The sequence below is a fragment of the Alkalihalobacterium elongatum genome (genome assembly GCF_019024285.1).
GTDB lineage: Bacteria > Bacillota > Bacilli > Bacillales > Bacillaceae_F > Alkalihalobacterium > Alkalihalobacterium elongatum.
In genome coordinates this window covers 23,194-42,306 of record NZ_WMKZ01000026.1, presented here as the reverse complement: position 1 = coordinate 42,306, position 19,113 = coordinate 23,194, and the positions used below count along the sequence as shown (strand labels likewise).

At 34.7% G+C, this 19,113-nt stretch carries 16 protein-coding genes; 1 reads left to right on the top strand and 15 read right to left on the bottom strand.

Annotation, left to right across the window (positions count from 1 at the left end; genetic code table 11):
- Positions 1–20: 20 nt before the first annotated feature.
- From GKP30_RS18845 to GKP30_RS18820, 6 genes are all read right to left on the bottom strand, one after another.
- Positions 21–977, bottom strand: coding sequence for a thymidylate synthase (locus tag GKP30_RS18845; RefSeq protein WP_216831022.1), 957 nt, complete (start codon positions 975–977; stop codon positions 21–23).
- Positions 978–1,423: 446 nt separating this feature from the next.
- Positions 1,424–1,726, bottom strand: coding sequence for a YunC family protein (locus GKP30_RS18840; protein ID WP_216831021.1), 303 nt, complete (start codon positions 1,724–1,726; stop codon positions 1,424–1,426).
- A 96-nt stretch (positions 1,727–1,822) separates the two neighbouring features.
- Positions 1,823–3,220, bottom strand: a complete 1,398-nt coding sequence (locus GKP30_RS18835; RefSeq protein ID WP_216831020.1) for a bifunctional metallophosphatase/5'-nucleotidase — start codon at positions 3,218–3,220, stop codon at positions 1,823–1,825.
- Positions 3,221–3,355: 135 nt separating this feature from the next.
- A complete protein-coding gene (locus GKP30_RS18830) occupies positions 3,356–4,180 on the bottom strand; it encodes a sulfite exporter TauE/SafE family protein (protein ID WP_216831019.1) in 825 nt (274 codons plus the stop codon).
- Positions 4,181–4,256: 76 nt separating this feature from the next.
- Positions 4,257–5,099 (bottom strand): DUF72 domain-containing protein, encoded by an 843-nt coding sequence (locus tag GKP30_RS18825; RefSeq protein ID WP_216831018.1) that lies wholly within the window; start codon positions 5,097–5,099, stop codon positions 4,257–4,259.
- 176 nt (positions 5,100–5,275) lie between these two features.
- Entirely contained in the window at positions 5,276–6,259 is a 984-nt protein-coding gene (locus GKP30_RS18820) for a hypothetical protein (RefSeq protein WP_216831017.1), read from the bottom strand.
- A 561-nt stretch (positions 6,260–6,820) separates the two neighbouring features.
- On the opposite strand from GKP30_RS18820, the gene GKP30_RS18815 reads away from it, so the two are divergent.
- Positions 6,821–7,234: a hypothetical protein gene (locus GKP30_RS18815; protein ID WP_216831016.1), complete on the top strand. Its 414-nt coding sequence runs from the start codon at positions 6,821–6,823 to the stop codon at positions 7,232–7,234.
- Positions 7,235–8,102: 868 nt separating this feature from the next.
- Here the strand turns inward: GKP30_RS18815 and GKP30_RS18810 are convergent.
- From GKP30_RS18810 to GKP30_RS18775, 9 genes are all read right to left on the bottom strand, one after another.
- Positions 8,103–9,275 carry a DGQHR domain-containing protein gene (locus tag GKP30_RS18810; RefSeq protein ID WP_216831015.1) on the bottom strand — a complete coding sequence of 391 codons (1,173 nt, stop codon included), beginning with the start codon at positions 9,273–9,275 and terminating at the stop codon, positions 8,103–8,105.
- Between the two features lie 23 nt (positions 9,276–9,298).
- Positions 9,299–10,090: a prominin family protein gene (locus GKP30_RS18805; RefSeq protein WP_216831014.1), complete on the bottom strand. Its 792-nt coding sequence runs from the start codon at positions 10,088–10,090 to the stop codon at positions 9,299–9,301.
- 253 nt (positions 10,091–10,343) lie between these two features.
- A complete protein-coding gene (locus tag GKP30_RS18800) occupies positions 10,344–12,047 on the bottom strand; it encodes an AlwI family type II restriction endonuclease (RefSeq protein ID WP_216831013.1) in 1,704 nt (567 codons plus the stop codon).
- A 19-nt stretch (positions 12,048–12,066) separates the two neighbouring features.
- Positions 12,067–13,962: a Dam family site-specific DNA-(adenine-N6)-methyltransferase gene (locus GKP30_RS18795; RefSeq protein WP_216831012.1), complete on the bottom strand. Its 1,896-nt coding sequence runs from the start codon at positions 13,960–13,962 to the stop codon at positions 12,067–12,069.
- Positions 13,963–14,484: 522 nt separating this feature from the next.
- Positions 14,485–14,610 carry a hypothetical protein gene (locus GKP30_RS23810; RefSeq protein WP_268884701.1) on the bottom strand — a complete coding sequence of 42 codons (126 nt, stop codon included), beginning with the start codon at positions 14,608–14,610 and terminating at the stop codon, positions 14,485–14,487.
- A 110-nt stretch (positions 14,611–14,720) separates the two neighbouring features.
- Complete coding sequence (locus GKP30_RS18790; protein ID WP_216831011.1) at positions 14,721–15,269, bottom strand: hypothetical protein; 549 nt, start codon at positions 15,267–15,269, stop codon at positions 14,721–14,723.
- Positions 15,270–15,368: 99 nt separating this feature from the next.
- On the bottom strand, positions 15,369–15,566 hold the full coding sequence (locus GKP30_RS18785) for a hypothetical protein (RefSeq protein WP_216831010.1): 198 nt from the start codon (positions 15,564–15,566) through the stop codon (positions 15,369–15,371).
- 210 nt (positions 15,567–15,776) lie between these two features.
- Positions 15,777–15,992: a hypothetical protein gene (locus GKP30_RS18780; protein WP_216831009.1), complete on the bottom strand. Its 216-nt coding sequence runs from the start codon at positions 15,990–15,992 to the stop codon at positions 15,777–15,779.
- Positions 15,993–16,511: 519 nt separating this feature from the next.
- Positions 16,512–19,070: a DUF927 domain-containing protein gene (locus GKP30_RS18775; RefSeq protein WP_216831008.1), complete on the bottom strand. Its 2,559-nt coding sequence runs from the start codon at positions 19,068–19,070 to the stop codon at positions 16,512–16,514.
- Positions 19,071–19,113 lie beyond the last annotated feature (43 nt).

The window sequence follows — 19,113 nt, the reverse complement described above, 5'->3', positions numbered from 1 at the left end:
GTTAATATCCAACCTTCTCCTTAAACCGCTACAGGAGCTTTAATAGTCGGATGTGGATCGTAACCCTCGATCGAAATATCCTCCATCTCAAAATCAAAGACAGACTTCACGTTTTCGTTTAGGGCGAGTTTCGGTAAAGGTTTAGGTTCTCTACTTAACTGTGTTTCTACTTGCTCCAGATGATTTAAGTAAATATGTGCATCGCCTAATGTATGAATAAATTCACCGACTTCTAAACCACACTCGTGAGCGATTAAATGTGTAAGCAAAGCGTAGCTTGCGATATTAAATGGAATACCGAGGAAAATATCACCACTTCTTTGATAGAGCTGGCATGATAATTTTCCATCTAATACGTAAAATTGAAACAATGTATGACACGGCGGTAAGGCCATAGATGGAACATCCTCTGGATTCCAAGCCGAAACGATTAAACGTCTTGAAGAAGGGTTTTTCTTGATTGTTTCAATAACATCAGATAACTGATCGAGAGTTTCTCCCGAAGACGTTTGCCAATCGCGCCACTGTTTCCCGTAGACTTGTCCTAAATCACCGAACTTTTCAGCGAACCCGTCATCCGTTAAAATTCGGTTCTTAAATTGTTCTAACTGTTCTTCATATTGGACTTGGAACTCCTCGTCCTGCTGTGAACGTAAACCGAAGTTATCCATATTAGGACCTTCGTATTCTTCACTCTTAATCCAACGTTCAAACGCCCATTCATTCCAAATGTTATTATTATGTTTTAATAAATAGCGGATATTTGTATCTCCTTTTATAAACCATAACAACTCACTGGCAATGAGTCGAAAAGGAACACGTTTCGTTGTTAATAACGGAAAACCTTCCTTTAGGTCGAAGCGCATTTGATAACCAAATATAGAAATCGTTCCTGTTCCCGTCCGATCTTCCTTTTTAATTCCATTCTCAAGAACATGCTTACACAGCTGAAGATAGTTATTTTCATTCGTACTCAACTTACACGCAACCCCTTTTTATATTATTTTCTCCTGTTTACAGGTTTTACATTTTCGGATTTCTATTACCTAATTATCTAAAAAAGGCTCAATCTATAAATTGTTGCTTTATATCATTGGACCGTTAACAAAAAGATTGACTACCTTATGAGTTTGTCCGCATTATTGAACCAAAGTCGATTGAATATAACTCTAAAACATTTTTAGTAAAATGTTTTACCTAATTCTTTATCATACAAGTTGTTAACCCTATAGACAACAAGACTTTGCTTCTTCCAACAGGTTTTGCAGTTCATTAGGTATATTTTTTATGGAAATACTCTATTAGACTTACAATTTCAACATATTAGATTTGTCATGTTAAAAAATCAGAACAGGCAAAAGAGACTAACTTATGCGTTAGTCTCTTTTGTTTTATTGGAAAATAAGGTACCTTTTTGACTTGTTTAAAGCATTTTTAACAATGCGTCGCTACCTTTCATTCCTGCTTTTACACCGATTTCCTCTGCTTCTAATGTAACAGATTCGAGTGGAGCCTCTAGTAGTTGTTCTATCGTACGAACACCAACAGCGCGACCTGCAATTATTTTACGTTCTTTTAATTTTTCGTTTAATAATGCCACGTCTAGTGCGCCACACATGATGTATCCTTTATCACTCATGACTGCCATAAAGTTTGTTTTTGGAAGCTTAAGTGTAACAGCAATGAAGGTATGACCCTCGATTGAAATTGGGTTCATTTCAAGCACAGTAATCACTCCTCCGTTTTTCGATTAGCATGAGACATTTAACTATCCTCGCTATACAATATGAAAAACGAACAAAAAAGTGCAAAGGTTGGACGATTACCTATTTTGCTGTAATTTCCACACGAAAACATCACGAAGCAGCTCTGGCATAAAAAATACTTTTGTAGTACTTTCCGCAATCGCTGGGTACAACTTACCAAAAGTGAACATATCTAATGTCGCCAGCTGATACTCCTTCTTTAAATCAATCGGCTGCCCCTCAATTAAAATACTCTCGACACGCTCAACATCATCCGCTAACATTTTTGTTTTCACTTCAATTCCTGAAAACGCCATTCTCCCTAAAACTTCACCACGAAAGCCAAAGCCTTTTAGTTCAAGGCGTTGCATTCGATCTGTAAAGGCATGCAAGATCGTTTCTTTTAGTCGATCACCACGCAAGGTAACAATACACGGATTTATCGGATGAGGACAAATGCGATGAATGTCCCCTCTTGTAGTCACCCCTTTTTGAAGACCATCAAGAAGTACACCTGAATTAACCATGCTTATATTTGTGTTGCACCATTCTTTTAAGCCCTCTGCTAAAAGTTCTGGACCTTCTGATGGCTCAAACCATTTTACTGGCAAATCCTCGCCTAAAACGACAACCTCTTTATTCATAATTTCCTGTTGTTCTTGTTCGAGGCGTTTTAATAAACAGATCGTTTGTTCCGACTGTGGCATCGTTTGCGTTTCAATTGCTGCCATTTCAAATTCAATAATTTCTTTTGTTTCTGTATCAATGACTAGTTTTATTTGTCCCACATGAAAGCCGAACTTTCCAGCTTGTCCGATCAAAGTTCCTTTCACATTTTTGCCTGACTGAAGCACATGATGTGTATGAGCTCCTAAAATTACATCAATACCTTCAATATGCTCCGCAATTTCCTCATCAGCAGGAAAACCGAGATGCGATAGCAAAATGACAAAGTCTGCCTCCAGGCGGACTTTTGCTACAAGATTAGGTAATATTTCAAACGGGTCAATAATGCTCCAGCCAAGTTTTTCATAAAATGGAAAGAACGGTGCCGTCATACCAATAACACCAACCTTCATGCCATTCTCTATTTGTATGTAATGATAGGGCTTCGCCCAAGGTGGAACCTCTTCACTTTCGTCTAGCAAGTTTCCTACTAATACAGGAAATTGCGCAGCCTCATACAATTGATTCAAAGTCTGTTTTGAAAATGTAAGCCCTTCATTATTTCCTATTGTTACTGCTTGAACCCCTATATCATTAAGCAACTCAACGTTTCCTTTACCGTCTGTTGCTTCTGTCATTGGATGACATCGATCGGCGTGATCACCGATATCAAAATAAAGCATATCTTCATGCTTTCTTTCATGTAAGCTTCGTTGCTTTTTAATAAACTCTACAATTTTTGGCCAATGCTCAAAATGACTATGAATATCATTTGTATGGTAGATAAACAAAGTTTGCTCAGAAGACATCCTAAAGCCTCCTTTTATCTGTCTAGTGTCTCTTTGATCAATTTATCATCAAATTAAATTTGATCGCTTTTTTCATGCTTATTAGTTTAAATCTTCGGCTTTGTTCACATCATCTATAGACATGCGGACATGAAATTATCCTCCCATGAACCCTTGCCAAATTAACCGAGCACCAATGATTACTAAGAAGATCCGTAAAAACATAACAAGTGTATCGCTCTTTAACCGTTGACCAATCGCTGCTCCTAATTTCCCCCCAAACCATGCTCCTGGAATTAACGCGATCGCGTACAGCCAATCTACATTACCTAACGCAATATGAGAGATTGAACTAGAAATGGCTGAAAAGAAAATCATGAACATCGAGGTTGCTACAGCCATATGAGGTGGAAAACCGAAGAGTAAGATCATCGCAGGAACCATGAGTGAACCGCCGCCAATTCCAAATAGACCAGAAAACATCCCAACAACAAATGCGATCGGAATCGCAAGCCAAGGACTAAATCCGTATTGGATCGTTTCACCTAGATCATTAATATATTCTCGCTTTATCCCTTTTTTCCCTACTTTTATTGGCTTTAGATACTTTCTAATCATTAAAATAAATGAGACAATCACAATAAAGAGTCCGAAATAAATAAGAAAACTAGATACTTCTATTCCTTTATTTAAATAAACCCCAAACAAAGCCCCAGGAATACTCCCCGTCAAAAAGATTGAACCGCTGACATAATCTACTTTTTTCTGTTTGATATAAGCGAGCGTAGATGACATCCCCGTAAATATCATAATTAGTAATGACGTCCCTACTGCAACTTGTGGAGTAATTCCAGCTAAAATACCGATGTAACCGCTAAGAACCATCAAAGCAGGAACAACAATAATTCCTCCACCTAACCCCATTAAACTACCTAACGTTCCAGCAATGAGGCCTAAAATTACTAACACTAACCATTCCATACGTTTTCCCAACTTCCTTATGTTGCTCTATTCTATTTTTCTTGATGCTTATAAGCACTAATAGTCTCTATGAAGATTATTCATCAAATAATGTTAATTGTCTAGGTGCAAGACCTTCGTATTCAATGCCGAGCATCGCTTGAAAGCGCTTGGCATTTTCAGCAGCGTCGCCACCTGAATTATTGTTAAAAAGAATATAAATATCTTTTGTAGTTTTTTCCAGCTGTCGAACTCTTGCCGCCCATTCACCTAGCTCTTCATCATTGTAATTATATAAATAACGAACATCGCGCCAATTACCATCCCCAGGATCACGCCAACCATAGTAATTACGTCCATGGAAACGAATCAGCGTCTTTTCCTCATCAGTCGCTTCTAGAACAATCGGAACACTACCAGTGCCCGCCTGTGGTTCATCGCACACACTGTGGATCCATTGTTCCTCCTTCATAAACGTGATAGTTTTCTCCTTCATATCTGAAGTGAACCAAGATTGATGACGGAATTCTAGCGCTACTGGGAGGTTTTGAAGCTGCATTTTAACATATCGTAAATACTGAACATTTTCTTTTCGGCAATCAAACCAAGGAGGAAACTGACACAAAACCATTGCTAATCGTTTTTCCCGAACTAACGGCTGGACCGATTCACGAAAAGCTTCAAACATTTCCTCTTTCGATTGGAACGGAATGTCTCCACGCTGATGCCCTGTCATTCCTTGGTATGCCTTTACGACAAACTGAAAAGAGGCTGGCGTTTCTCGTATCCACTTTTCATAATTTCGAACAGGTTGAATCGCGTAAAATGAAGAATCGACCTCGACGACTGGAAAATGGCTACTATACGTGCGCAGCTTATCTTTGGTTCCCTCATATAGATCATCGTGATCCCCCCAACCTGTTAAACCTATGTAAATCATGGCATTCCCTCAATATCATTCTAAAGATTTTATATGGTTTAATCATACTATGCTTTAAGCATTGTCCACAATAAAACAACTACCTTCTTGAATGGATATTTCATTAACTATTATAAATAAACACAAAAAGAGAGGTGCTGCACGTAGCTTACAGGCAACCCTCTCTTTTTTCATGCTTATCTTAATTCATTTTTTCGTGTTATACCGAATAAAAGTAGACCGACAATGATGACAAGAATGATAGAATAGAAGATCATTCCTGGTTCCCAGATCTTATCAACTGGTGACGTTTCACCTGTTTGAACACCTACTCCCATAGTCGCAACCGCCTCATTACTATCTCCTACGTTATCTAGAATAGCAACCATATCACTTGCGACTGTTGCTTTTGGTAGCTCTGCAAAAGAACCTTCAATTTCTACAGGAGTGCCTTCTACCATTTGATAGTCAACTAGGAGAGTTCCGTACGTTTTCATATCATGTGGATTAGCATTTTGTGTCCCAGAAATAATTTGTAAAATTCCTTTACCACCTTCAAAGCTTGGGTGTGCTGCAACATTAATATCACTAAATACTTTATTTGAATTACCGTTATAAATTTTACTTAGTCCTGGACCTAAAATGTGCATACAATAAGGTAGGTCCATTTGTACCCCTGTTGGCAAGCTAAAATGCCAGCCTGCAAGTGCACGGTCATCTTCATGACCACCGTCGTATACATCCTCTGAAAGCCCTACTATCAGCTTATATTTTGTAACGCCTCCATTTGGATCTAGTTCAAACAGTAGCGTACCATCAGGTTGAACCATATTTTCACCATCTGATACACGAATTAATTCGTACGTTATTTGTTCATGATATTTTTGGTTTGGTGACTGTGCCCCATCTGATCCCCCATGGCAAGTAAGACAGGATTGCCCAAAGGTTGCTGTTTCCCCCATAAATGTTTCTGGATTATCAAACAGTGGATTCACTAATGCCCCATCACTAACGATATCCATGTAATCAGCAACTGCATCAATAAGATCAATGTCATGAGGTTCCCCTTTACCTTGGCCTGACCCAGGGTAAGCGCTTACAGATCCTCCAAATGTCAACAGCAAAAGAGCCAGCACCGTGATAAATGAAAGAAATGGTCTTTTCTTTTTAGAACTGAACATATTTCTTTTCCTCCCCCTTTTTAGTAGTTCAAGTTGGTTTTATCTATTTACTCGAATTATAATACCCATACCCCTACATGTAAACTGGATTGTTTTTCTAATTTGGTCTCTTTTTGTAATACTTCCCTCGATTTGGTAACATTTGTTATTTCATGAAAACAAAAAAAGACTCAAAGCATTGCTAAATAACAATCTTTGAGTCTTTTTTTATTATTTAAACATTTTTTAATTTACGATATTCGTCTTAACCGATCGAACCTTCAATTTCGAATTTGAATAATTTTGCCTAAAATAGTTTGAGGTTGTTTATAAATAAATGGCTCTACATCAAAGGTTTAACCTTTTTAAGATTAGAATTCGTCCATAATGATTCTGCACTGGGTGACGAAGATCGATGAAAGTTGTTAATTAAGGCAGATTGCGGAATTGTGTCAAGGGTTGTTGATCAAGGACATGTATGGATTTTTAAAGTGAATGCCCTCTTGGATAAATTTATACCCATACAATTAAATTTATTGAGTCATATATTAATATAATTCTTTAAAGAAAGAGGTGATTTATATGGGATTAGGTCCAATTCCGCCTCCAAATGATCTATGTACTTCAGCTACTGCGATTACTACTCTTCCATTTTCAAATACAATCAATACCTGTAATGCTACACTCGATTATAACAGTCCTTGTTTTGAAGATAACAGAGGTGACTATTTTTCTGTATGGTATTCTTATACACCTGCGGTGGATATGCAGATTAACGCTAATACAGCAGGGAGTGATTATGATACCGTTCTATCTGTTTTTACAGGAACCTGTGATAATTTGCAATTCATAGTCTGTAATGATGATGCTTCCCCAGATTTAACCTCTAGAGTCATTTTTACTGCCACAGCTGGAGTAACCTATTATTTTATGATAGGTGGTTTTGATTCTTTTGTTTGTGGAAATTTAGTATTTAATGTTTTAGAAGGTACTTGATCATGGAAACCAAAGAAAAAGATTTTTTTAAAAAAAGTCGAGCAGTTATAAAAAACATTGACAAACGAAGGAGTTCTGTCAGTGTTTTTTTATTATTAAAAATCTTCTTTCGCTTTAACACCTTATACTATCCGTGAAACCATGCAAGATTACTGCAAAAAAGCCAGTGTTGATTATTAAGGCACCCACAGCTTTAGAAATAATAATTCAGTTCTGCTACTTGAATCAGGCGCAAGCCTTAAATATGTATCAAATCGCTTAGGGCATAAAACCATCAAAACAACAGCGGATACTTATCTTGATATTACTGAAAAAATAGAAGAAGACGAACTTCAAAAGTTCGCCTCCTACACTAAAAGGTAATTTTACTTGGCACAAACTTGGCACGCCACCAAGTTGGCACAAATTTAGCACGATACAAATTTGTCTCACTATGAAAATCATTCAAACCCTTGATATACAAAGGTTTTTTTTATTTATTACCCAATTGACCCTTCCATCTCGAACTTGATTAATCGTGCCTAAAATAGTTTGAAATGGCTTATAAAGAAATGGCTCTATATCAAGGGTTTAACCTGTTTTCTAAAAATGGAATATAATGCAAAGTAAATTCATTTCGGCATGAAATCGGCACGAGTTCGGCACGAATACTTACAATAATAAACAAACGTATAGCCAAGGGGGCTATAATGCTAAAGTTTTATCCACTAAAGTTTATGAAGTAACTAGAAACAAATCTAATTTATCAAAAGTCCGACAACATCGGGCTTTTGATTTCTCTTATATAAATTCAAGTATCTTGTTCGGGGTCAAAATGAAACCAAAATCAAGTTTGTGATTAACTTAAGAGTAATTGCAATTTCCTTTATCATAAGAACTTCTTCTTAAATTGATTTTCTAATTTTTTTATCGCTTCATCATTTCCCACTATTACATTTACCATTTCTTTATATAACTGGACTTGGACGCCTTGACTTCCGCCCTTACCAATTTTCTTCACAGAAAAGATTTCTGGGTCAATTGCTTGAAAAACATTTTTTATATTGCTTCTCTTAAATTCTTGACCTTTAACATATAGAAGCATGTAGATATAATACATCAATTTCATAAGCGCCCCAAAACCAGTAGTTTTTTTCAGAACATACTCTTTATCATTCCATTGCTTATTAAAAACTTCCTCAACAGCTTTAAAATAACTGAGTATAATCTGGATAATCTCTTTTTCTCCCTTATCTCTTAAAAATGACCTCTGTTTGTTAGAAGTTCTTTCTTTCACATACCTAACTAATTCATCAATAAAGGCTGACTGGGAAATAGAGCCTACCCCTGTACCTAACATTTTAACTTCATTATAAAATGGAGAAATAGTATTGTTATCTAACCATTTAACTATTGAATGACACCTTTTTATTTCATTATACTCATCATCCTTAAACGCACTCAAATCATACAATAGCGACTTGTTAACTGGTCTTTGCTTCCCATTAATTATACTAAAGATTTCTGCTTGTATAGGAATTTCAAGATCTAAAAAGATGGTTACAACTAATTCATAATTATTCATGACAGCTAAGTCGTCTGTATAACCAAATGAAGCAAGTCGATGCTGTCCATCTACGATAAATGCATCTACTAAATCTGGGTCTAAAACTCTAAGTTCAATTAGATCTTCATCAAGTTCAATTGCTTCAAACCCATTTGTTTGGAAGTTATCTTCTATATCGTCATTAATCCACTTGTTATTTAAAGAAACAATAATACTATTTGGTAATAGTCCATTCTCACTTGCTAAATATTCCGCAATTTCTTTAAGCCGTTTTTTCTGTATAATCCTTTGAATACCGTTCTCGGACTCTACAACATTTAGTTTTTGCCTTACTTCATCAAGATACTTATTTTCTTTACTTTCTCCACTGTCTCTCCAATGAATAGTTGATATTCTGATTAAGTCTGTTGCTTTCATCTTTCCAATATAGAACTCATTTGAGTTTTGAGTGACCTTAATTAATTTTAATCTTATTTCAGCTTTTTTATTCTGCATTTAAATTCACCTCTTTTCGTTTTTTAAAGTTCTTCATCTTCAATGTTTATTTCTCCAACTTTACGATCATACTCGTGACCATTTTTAACTTTTTCAATAATTGGGTCAATGGCAACTGATTTTTTAGCAGTATCAGAAATTACTTTTAATTCATCAGTTAATTTCCCTGTATCCCCAGTTTCTTTAAAATCTTTTATAGCCTGTTGTAATGCATCTAAGTTGGCTGACATTTCTTCTAACTTATCCTTCATTTGATCTTCAAGTTTTCCTATTTCTAGGGAAACATTCTCTATTTCATCAACTTTCCCTTGTATTTCTTTAGATTTTGCTGATACTACTTCAACTTGTTGTTTTACTTCATCACCCAAGTTGTCAATTTCTGTTTTCTTTTTACTAACTTGTGTATCAATTGACTCAATATTATTTATTTTGTCCTTTGCATCCTTGTTGGTTTTCTTTAACCTTCTAGCTGTATTTGTAATATAAATCGTATTAAAAACCCCAAATGCAATTATGAGTCCAAGAACTACTAATGTAATATTTAATAAATAATAAAAAAAGTCTCTATCAGTTTTAACAGATTCCAATTCTGTTTGAAACCTCTCAATAGAAGCCTTATATAAAGATTCATAAGGCTCTTTATCCACCTTCTGCTTTACTTCATCCTCTAAATTACTTATTTTTTCTTCTAGCCTTAGATATTGGTTATTAGTTTCTTCTTCAACGGATTGATTGGGTGATTCAGCATATACAATAGTTGAATTAACTACAAGTTTTACTAGAAGTAAAGCCAATAGGATTTTAGGTAATTTCATGATCTCCCCTCCTATGTTAGATCTATTTGTTTAAATAAATAAATTATGTAAATAATTTTCATCAATAGTTTAATAATATCTACTGTTGAGTTTTTTCACAATTTTTTTATTACTTTTGTAGCATTTTACACCTGAAACATTTCCAATAAAAATATTAAAAAGATGGTAAATAACAATTGTTACTTACCATCTACCTTTTCCAAAGCTAAAGTATCGGATTAATACATTTAATGATTCATGGATTAAACAACAATTAAGAAGTTATTTTTATATCATTAGCAAATTGGTTAACTTCTTTTTCAATCATCAACTTCCACGATGGGGCGTCTAGTGAGGAACAATTTTGTCGGCAATTCTTAATGAGGTTCTCAATCATTCTATTTGTTAACCTACTGTTACCACCTCTAAATCCATTCTCAAAAATCAAAGTAAACTGCTCCAAGGTAATTGGCAATATTTCTAAGTCCAGTCTAGTGTCATCGGATTGATACCAAACACCTAAGCGAAAAGTTTCTGCAGTATTTGTATCAATTGTGTTTGCCATAAACAAACCGTACACTCGTTTCCCTTTCTTTGCATAGTGATTAACCATATCTGCAACATGCTTCCTTACAGGGGCTCCTTCCATAGCCTCTTGCCTAGAAGAACTCGAAAGGGTTACTTCACCTACGATAACAAAGTCTTCAAACTCGAATATTAAATCTGACCCACCGCCAACAGCATGACCCAATGGGTAGAATTCTTCGTCAACTCTAAAACGTCTAGCTTCCCAAGGTAAATTTTCTAAATGGTTAATTGCCAAGAAGGCACGCCACAATGCCCATTCAAAATAAGCTGGACCTTCCCCTTGAGGAATTTTGCTTCCTTTTCTAATTGGTCTTGTTAACGCCTTTAGATATTCAAGAATATCTTCCCACTCGTTTATTTGATTACTAGCATACCTCTTTTCAAGTACTCTTAACCAGTCTTCTTCTAAATTCAACCTAAGGTGAGATAGGTCTTGTTCATTTAAAAAGGTTAGATTAGGTAATGATATAGCTTCCCCGTTAGATTCCAAAAGTGCAACTGTAGAATTTATAGCTTCCACTGCTTTACTTGCGTTATCTGTTGGGAGCATTGCGCCATTCCATAGGATGTGTAAATACTCTTCAGATGGTATTTGCATATAAGGCTCGGTTATAATTTGTTTATAAATAGTCTGTTTGTGTAAAGCAATCTTTAGTGAACTTCCGTTTTCCACAAACAGTCCAGTTAATTTTAAATATCTGAAATTAGAATCAGCATAGTCCTTCAAAGTTTGTGAACTTTGACTAGTTAAATAGCTAGCAACTTCTTCCCTACATTCATTAATATATTGTCTTTTCTCCCTTACCCGATCGAATTGTGTTAATTTGGTGCGAAATTGTTTTATTTTTTCAACAGCATTATTAACATCATCAATTTTTCTAGTTACCTGAACAATAAAAGCCATTTCGTCCTTGGTTATTTTAGCTTCTGAATTTTGAGCTTCCAACCTATTTAGTATTTCTAAAACTATTCGTAAGGGGCTAAATACTGGTTCAGGAAAGTCTTCAATTACAGAGGGTATTTGATGTGCTAATAATGCCCTTAGAAAAACTTCCTGCTCCGCGGGTAAAGTATTTACATTTATTAATCTTATACCGTTAGGGGTAACAGTAAAAGGTTTATCAGATTCTGGATGTCTGATAAACCCTAATTGCATTAAAGCTGCACGCCATTTTCTACCTACATCACTGGCATCTTTTTCAGGTGTTTCCTCTAGTCTTTTTACAAAGACAACACCTTTATCATGAAGTAATTTTGCAAATGCTTGTTCATTATTCTTACCGCTCAAGTTACCATGTAATGAAGAGTTAACAAGGACACGTAGTCCATCTTTTAATCTTTTAGCATTCCGAATTGTTGTGTTGCCTATATACCATGCTTTTTCCGACATAACACCCTCCCCTTTAAACTCAATATCCTACAAATAAATATTCTTCTACAGTGTTTTTGTTATTTCCTACCTTATGCCCCTGGTTTCCAAAAGAGTATTTATGATTCACTGATACTACATCAACATTTTTTTTATATTTTTTCATTAGTGTTACCATTTCATCTTTACTTGGTAATGAATTAGAAGAGTATGAAACGATTAATATACTATTTTGGTGATACTCAAATAAATTATCAAAAGCATCGTGTGCTCCTTTATGTGTTCTAAAAGGCGTAGGATAGGATTTGAACTTTTTCGTTTTAGTATGCCATTGCATTTCAACATCCTTCCAATCCCTTACTAGTCCCTCAACAAAGTGATATCTTCTAACATACTCATTGTCACTTAATGGGCTGTAATACGGCGGATCAATATATACTAAATCTGCCTTCTGTTCAGTTGTCAATGCATCTCCGTGAAGGGAGGCGTTTTCTTTACCATTGTCAAAAACAGCATTGTTTACCGCTTCAACTGCTTCTAAAAATTGTTGCCTTAATGTTAATGTCAAATCTCGTCTACCATCATCATAACGATGACCTGTGTAAGTAAAAATGCCTCTTGGTCTCTTTTTTAAACAAGCACGCACTAATGCCGCTAATACAAGTGACTTTTTAGTATCATTTTCTAGCTTTTTTAAATTTGCTCTAACAACATCAATGAAAGCGTTATCCTCATCATAAAAATACAAATCCTTAAATGTATTAGAAACAAATTCATCACTAGGTGTTGTTTCATCAAGAATTATTGCTAAGTCCTCATTAGTTAACACAATATGACTATTTTCTACTAGTGCTTTTGTGTTATTCGCGGAAAATGCCATGTAATCATTGCTTATTACACGTTTATTTTGAGTTTTAAACATATAGCTTACTACCCCACTACCGCTGAACAAATCCAAAACAGAATCAAACTTAAATTGAGATGCAACTCCCCATATATAACCCAAAAGCTTTTCTTTGCTGCCCATAAATCTAGTCGAAGGAAATTTATCCATTTGCTCTGGTAATTCTAATGACTCCGCAATGATATTACACTTATACGGTTCCACTTTAACAAGCACATCTTCTCCTGTTCGTTTTGAAGCCTTGCTACTAATATTTCTCTTCGTCTGATGTACACTTATTTCAAACTCATTATATAATTCATGCACAAGCGGATGGTTTGAATTAGTTAAAAGAACATTACAACTTAAATTCCTTAACCGCTTTACCTCTTCAGCTAAATCATTTTGATCAGCTTCATGAAATTGTTCTTTAGTGTATCGTTTGAAATCCGAATACTGTGAAATAGGGAGGTAAGGAGGGTCTAAAAATATAAAATCATTTGGTTCTGCATATTCCCGAAGCACTTCTTTGTAATCACCATGAATGATAGTTGCTCTTTTTAATAATCTACTAACTGCTTGAAGGTTGTCCTCGTCGCAAATTCTAGGATTTTTATATCTACCGAAGGGAACATTAAATTCCCCTTTTTTATTAACTCTGTATAAGCCGTTATAGCATGTCCTATTTAAATATAAAGTTCTAGCAGCCTTTTCAACATTTGTTAACGTGTCAGGATTAATTGCCCGAACCTTATAATAATACTCTTCATCATTTTTCATTTCTTTAAGTTTCTCAATAAGTTCATTTACATCATCTGCGATAACCTTATATAAGTTAATCAGTTCTGGATTAGCGTCTGAAATTATTGCATTTTCAGGTGAAAGTTCAAAAAATAGAGCACCTCCACCAATGAAAGGTTCAATATATTTATTAAATTGTTTTGGCATATTAGATACTAATATATCAATCATTTGTGTTTTCCCACCAGCCCATTTTAAAACTGGTCGTGGTTTAACATAATTTTTTCCATCAAATAATTTTTGCTGCTGCATTTTTATCTCCCTCATATAAACACTGTTACTCCATTATAACTTAAATTTTTCATAGTCAAAATGGAAACTTTATACGGCTAAGGCCAAATAACTTATATTACCACAATAATCCCTATGAAAAAATATAAAATACAAGCATCCCTTGTTTAGTACAGTTACAGTCGAACCTTTTACTTCTCAAATTTCCTGTCAGTTCAAGCAGGAGTCTTATTTTCTTTTTCACGGTGCTATTGTTCTCTTTTATGCTGTAAATATTTTATTTAGTAGCCTAGTTCAAGTTGATTACGATATCCTAAGCTGTTCTTTTCAACCAATGCTTTGATGTGGCTGTCAAAGTAAACAGATCGTTTCCCTAACTGTTCATCAACCTTCTTAACTGTTAGTTTTAATAAAATAGAACACCTATTTTATTATTGTTCAATAAAAAAGCAGCTACATATCTAACATAGCTGCCAATAGATTGGAGTTTTTTTGTTTACAACTAATAAAATTACAAAAGAAAATGAATTAAAACTGTACTATTTAATTATGTTCGCTTAAATTTTGCAGCCGTTTTTTAAGATTCAATTTAGTTGTTCGGATTACTTTAGACTGCTTTTTTCGTGAATCAATGTAATCAACAGAACGATGAACTTGAAAAGATACCATTCGCCCCCCCCTTTTCTAAAAAAAAATTTTCAGAATTACACTTTGTCGGAAATGGTTCCCTTTGCGCCGCTGTTCCCAAGGCTTAACTATTTTCAAAAAATAGGGGGGGGCTATTTCAAGGTTGACAACCATTCTACAGTATCCTTTTCTACTGCTTTCATTAGTTCTTTATCACTCAATCTTCCATACTTTTTATAAAGCACTTCACGAAGCTCTGGCTGTACATATGTACTAAATGATAATACCCTGTTATCATGCTTGATTTTAGCTCGGCTTTTACGTTCTGCAATTTCTTCATGAGCTAACTTTTGATTGAGACTATAGATTATTCCACGAATATATTCAGCTGGCTTCAGTCCCTCATCATTAGCTTCTTTTATCAAAGTCTTCCGTACATCCTTTTCAAGCCAGACTGTACCTTGATTATTGTGACGTCCTGTTTTTGACAGTGTCAATTCTTTAATGCTATGTCGTTCACCGATTGCTCTTCTTATGGCTTCACCATTAGGATCTGGTTTCCCGTATAAGTTCCAACGGCTTTTTAACCTATTTAAAGCCTGTACATCTTCGTAGCTTAGGTATATCTCAATCAGGTTCTCTTCAGGAGGTCTTACAAATCCTTGAACCTTTTCAAGTACATTCAAATTATTAATTTTCACGTTTCCACCTTGCCTTCTTCATTTCTTTAAAATTATATTTTGTTTTCAATGCTGTAATCTTCTTGGATGGTGAACCTATAATTTTATAGATATACTCACTCATGTTTTTTTCTCTCCCGATAACATATTACTCTCATTATCACCTTTAGCATTTAACTGCTCTAAACCCATTTTAAGAAAAAAGCTATCCCGATATTTCCGAGCTTTTGCCTGGTTTTCAGGTTTCTGCCGATATTGACGATAATACGCTTTCCGTCCTTTGTCGATCAGTGCTTGAGTCTCGACTTCTTTTTTCACCTTATTCACCACATTTCTTGTTATTTTCTTTTATTTTGCATAATTTGAGTCATTTTTATGCATACTATGAACTTTTGTATACCATTAAAAAGACCCTCTATGATTATATTTAGAGGAGGTCAGAAGAGGTGTTATTCAATAAAGATAATACCCGCACACACACTATGAAGCGTTGTATATTAAATGTAATTCATCCAAATTATTTATAGTTTATTGCGTAGGTCGCTTAAATTCATATATCTTAGCACCTTTATGCTTGCAAGAACCGCAATAAAGTAATTCATTCTTTTGAATCCATGCTTTTTCCAGTTCCATTGCTGAAACTCGTACTGCCATTTCAATTAATTCATCAATCGAATAATATTCGTAGTCGTCAAGGTTAAGTGAATATTCATCATTGCAAACATGACAATTAAAAGTGTACATTGCTGTTCCTCCTAATCAAAAGGTACGGTGGGTACCAAAAAGGTACTACGTATTTTTTTCTATTGTAATATGCCCAAACCTTGATATATCAAGGTTTTCCCCTATTAAGTACCGAAAGTACTATAAGTACCACTTTTAATAGAAACACATACTTATATACAAATATTTATAAGGGTTAAAAATGTCCTATATATATATATTTATTTTCCTTAGTACTTTTAGTACTTTTAGTACTTTGTTATAACAACCCTTGATATATCAATGTTTATAAGGTACCAAAATTTTATTTTTATAATTAATGTTTTGGTACCTTTAGTACTTTCTATTACCCTTAATGGATGCCGCAAACCACCTTTTTAATTTCTTTCTAACATAAAGTCTTTTTTCTCAAGCAATTCAAAAAACTCATTGGCTGTAATGCGCCCATTGTAATCTTTTTCAATTGCTTCAAGGATTTCTTTTGTTTCCTCATTCATTTTCTCACCTCCTTTCAAGCTTGTACCTTTCAACTATGCAAGGCTACTGATCCGAATCTTCTTCTTGGTTGTAATCTTCTTCAAAATCAAGGCCTGTTTTTTCATAAAACTCTTTATTCACTATCACAGCATTATATTTGCAATGCCTATGCTTAACCTGTTTATAATCAATTTGCTTCCCGTCTTTAAGGTGTGTTTGTGTAAATCCACGTTTTTTCCATTCATTCCGCATCATTTTTTCTTCTGCTCCCAGCTCCTGCCTTAAAAAATCAGGTGTAAGGCACACTGTATCATATTTATAAATCGCCCAAACTGTATCAGGAGTGTGATGATTTGCTATATATTTACGATTTGAATCTAGCTTATATAAAATTTCCTCAAGCAATTGCTTAGGCTTATCTATAGCATTGTTTTCATTTGCCATTTCATCAAACAGTCTATTTAACAACTTTAAATCCATTTGAATATTAAGTAGTTTTGATAAAGCGAAACCCGCAAAATGAACTGTAGCAAAATACATACTTAACCTAGTTAAAACTTCATCGCCATTCGCCTTTTGAATATAGTGGTTTTTTAGGGTTATAAACTCCGAAAGTAAATCTTTTTTTGCTTCCTGCCATTTCTTCAAGAATTCCAACCCCACTGCACCATAATTCCCTTCAAGCGCTTTGTACAAATCCGAAAAATAATTGTTCTTAATCTTTCCAAAAGGCTCATCGACTAATGAAATTACCCTTGCTGCAGCTCCTCCAGCCTTCTTTGCGTATTCTGTTAATGGCACTTCTCCTGTACTAATAAGAATATTGGTCCAAGTCATTTCCCCTCTAGATCCCGTTAAACTTCCTCTCCCTTTCGAACGACCGCCAGAAAATTGATAAATCACATCTGCCAAGATACGCACATCAACTTTTCGGGTATCATCCATGTAAAGTGGAAAGCTATTTAAAAAACCTGCTTTGCGCTCTATCGAAACCTTAGTGGCATTCCATTCATTAACTAAACCTTCATTGCCCCAAACACTTCTAGCCACTTGTAGAGCTGTACTCTTCCCTTGTGAAGTGCTTCCTGAAAGATCTACAATAAAAGGTGGCACCTTTAAATCATGTAGTATGACGGAAGCGAATGAAGCTAACACTAGAAAAAGTGGTTTTGGAAAAATACGAACCCGATCAAATAGTTCTTTTATCCAAGACTCAACTGTTCCTTTTGTTTTAAAGGATTCGAACAATTGTTTATCTCCATAGTCACTTGGAACAATCTCTACACCCTGAGCATTCAAAGGATGGATAAATGCATTTTGGATATGCCCTAACCGTTGCACCATATAGGCTTGATTTATATGGTTGTAAGCTAAATAATCATCAAAATATCTAATTAAATCTTTGTAATTTAAATCATTAATAGAAAATCCACTAGCTGCTAATGTAAGCAGCTCCTTTTTTGTGGAAATCACTGCTGCTGAAACCACTTGCCTTTTTTCCTGCCCATTATCTTTCCAAGCAATCTCATAATAAACATCGTTGCTTTCAACATTGTAAAGCTTTCTTAAAATACGAGGAACCATACGTGAAACCATCAATATCTCTTTTTGATATTCGTCTTTTTTCAAAATCGTTTTATATAAGACATCGTCTTTTATGGCAAATGGAAATGGAATCAGGTTTGCTTTTTGCACATTTTTGATTTCATAAATCTCGGCATTTTTACAGTAATAAATGATTGTTCCTATTGAATATTTGTTTAATTTGACTTTTTCTCTTTCAAATTTCGTAAAGGTTTCACCTTTACCATCATCTATAATCGAACAAATTTCCAACGCTTGTTCCTCGGTAATCATACCTTCTTGAAACAAATTACATAAAGCCAGAATGAACCTTATCCAATGCTCATATGTAAGCAAAATTCCTGTTTCAGTTAATTTCACTATACATTCTTTAAACAGACGAAAGTCAAAATCGTGATTATTGCCGATGCCTTGAAGAAATGTACTTGTTTTTCGCTCTTTTGTTTTTTTCTGTGGTACTTCTATAAACTGCAAATCATTATGAAATACATAGTCGCTAGAACCTGCATAACATAGCTTTGTCGGATGTATAGAACCGTCTAATTTCAAACCAAATTCCTCTTCATATTTTTCGAATAATGTTTCATAAACTTGCCACCAGTGTTCCAGATCATAAATATATTCATTCAAAATATTGTAGCAATGGTATTTAGGATTTTGCTCCGACCAAGAAGATGATCTTTGGATAATATGAAAATACTCTGTTGCTTTTCTTTCAAATTCTTTATAATCCGTAATTCCATTATCAAAATCAAAATACATAAGATTACAACTGAAATTCTTAATTTCATCCTGCAAAATGGACGAGCCAAACCAGCTGGCACAAACATGGGGTTTTCTTTGTTCTAATATTGTAAGAAATCTTTTTATCGGTTCATATCGTGGCTCGGTAAAATAAACGTTCACTTTTTTCATATAGGTCATTATTTTTTCGGTGTCTTTTTTAGTGGCTTTACGATTAAAACCGTCTGTAAATGCAGTAACAGTTAAGGTTACACCTGTTTCAAAAGGTTCAATCATTGCAATTTTTGTTGACATTCATTTTTACCCCTTTAACCTCACTTTTTCATCTTTTTGTTTA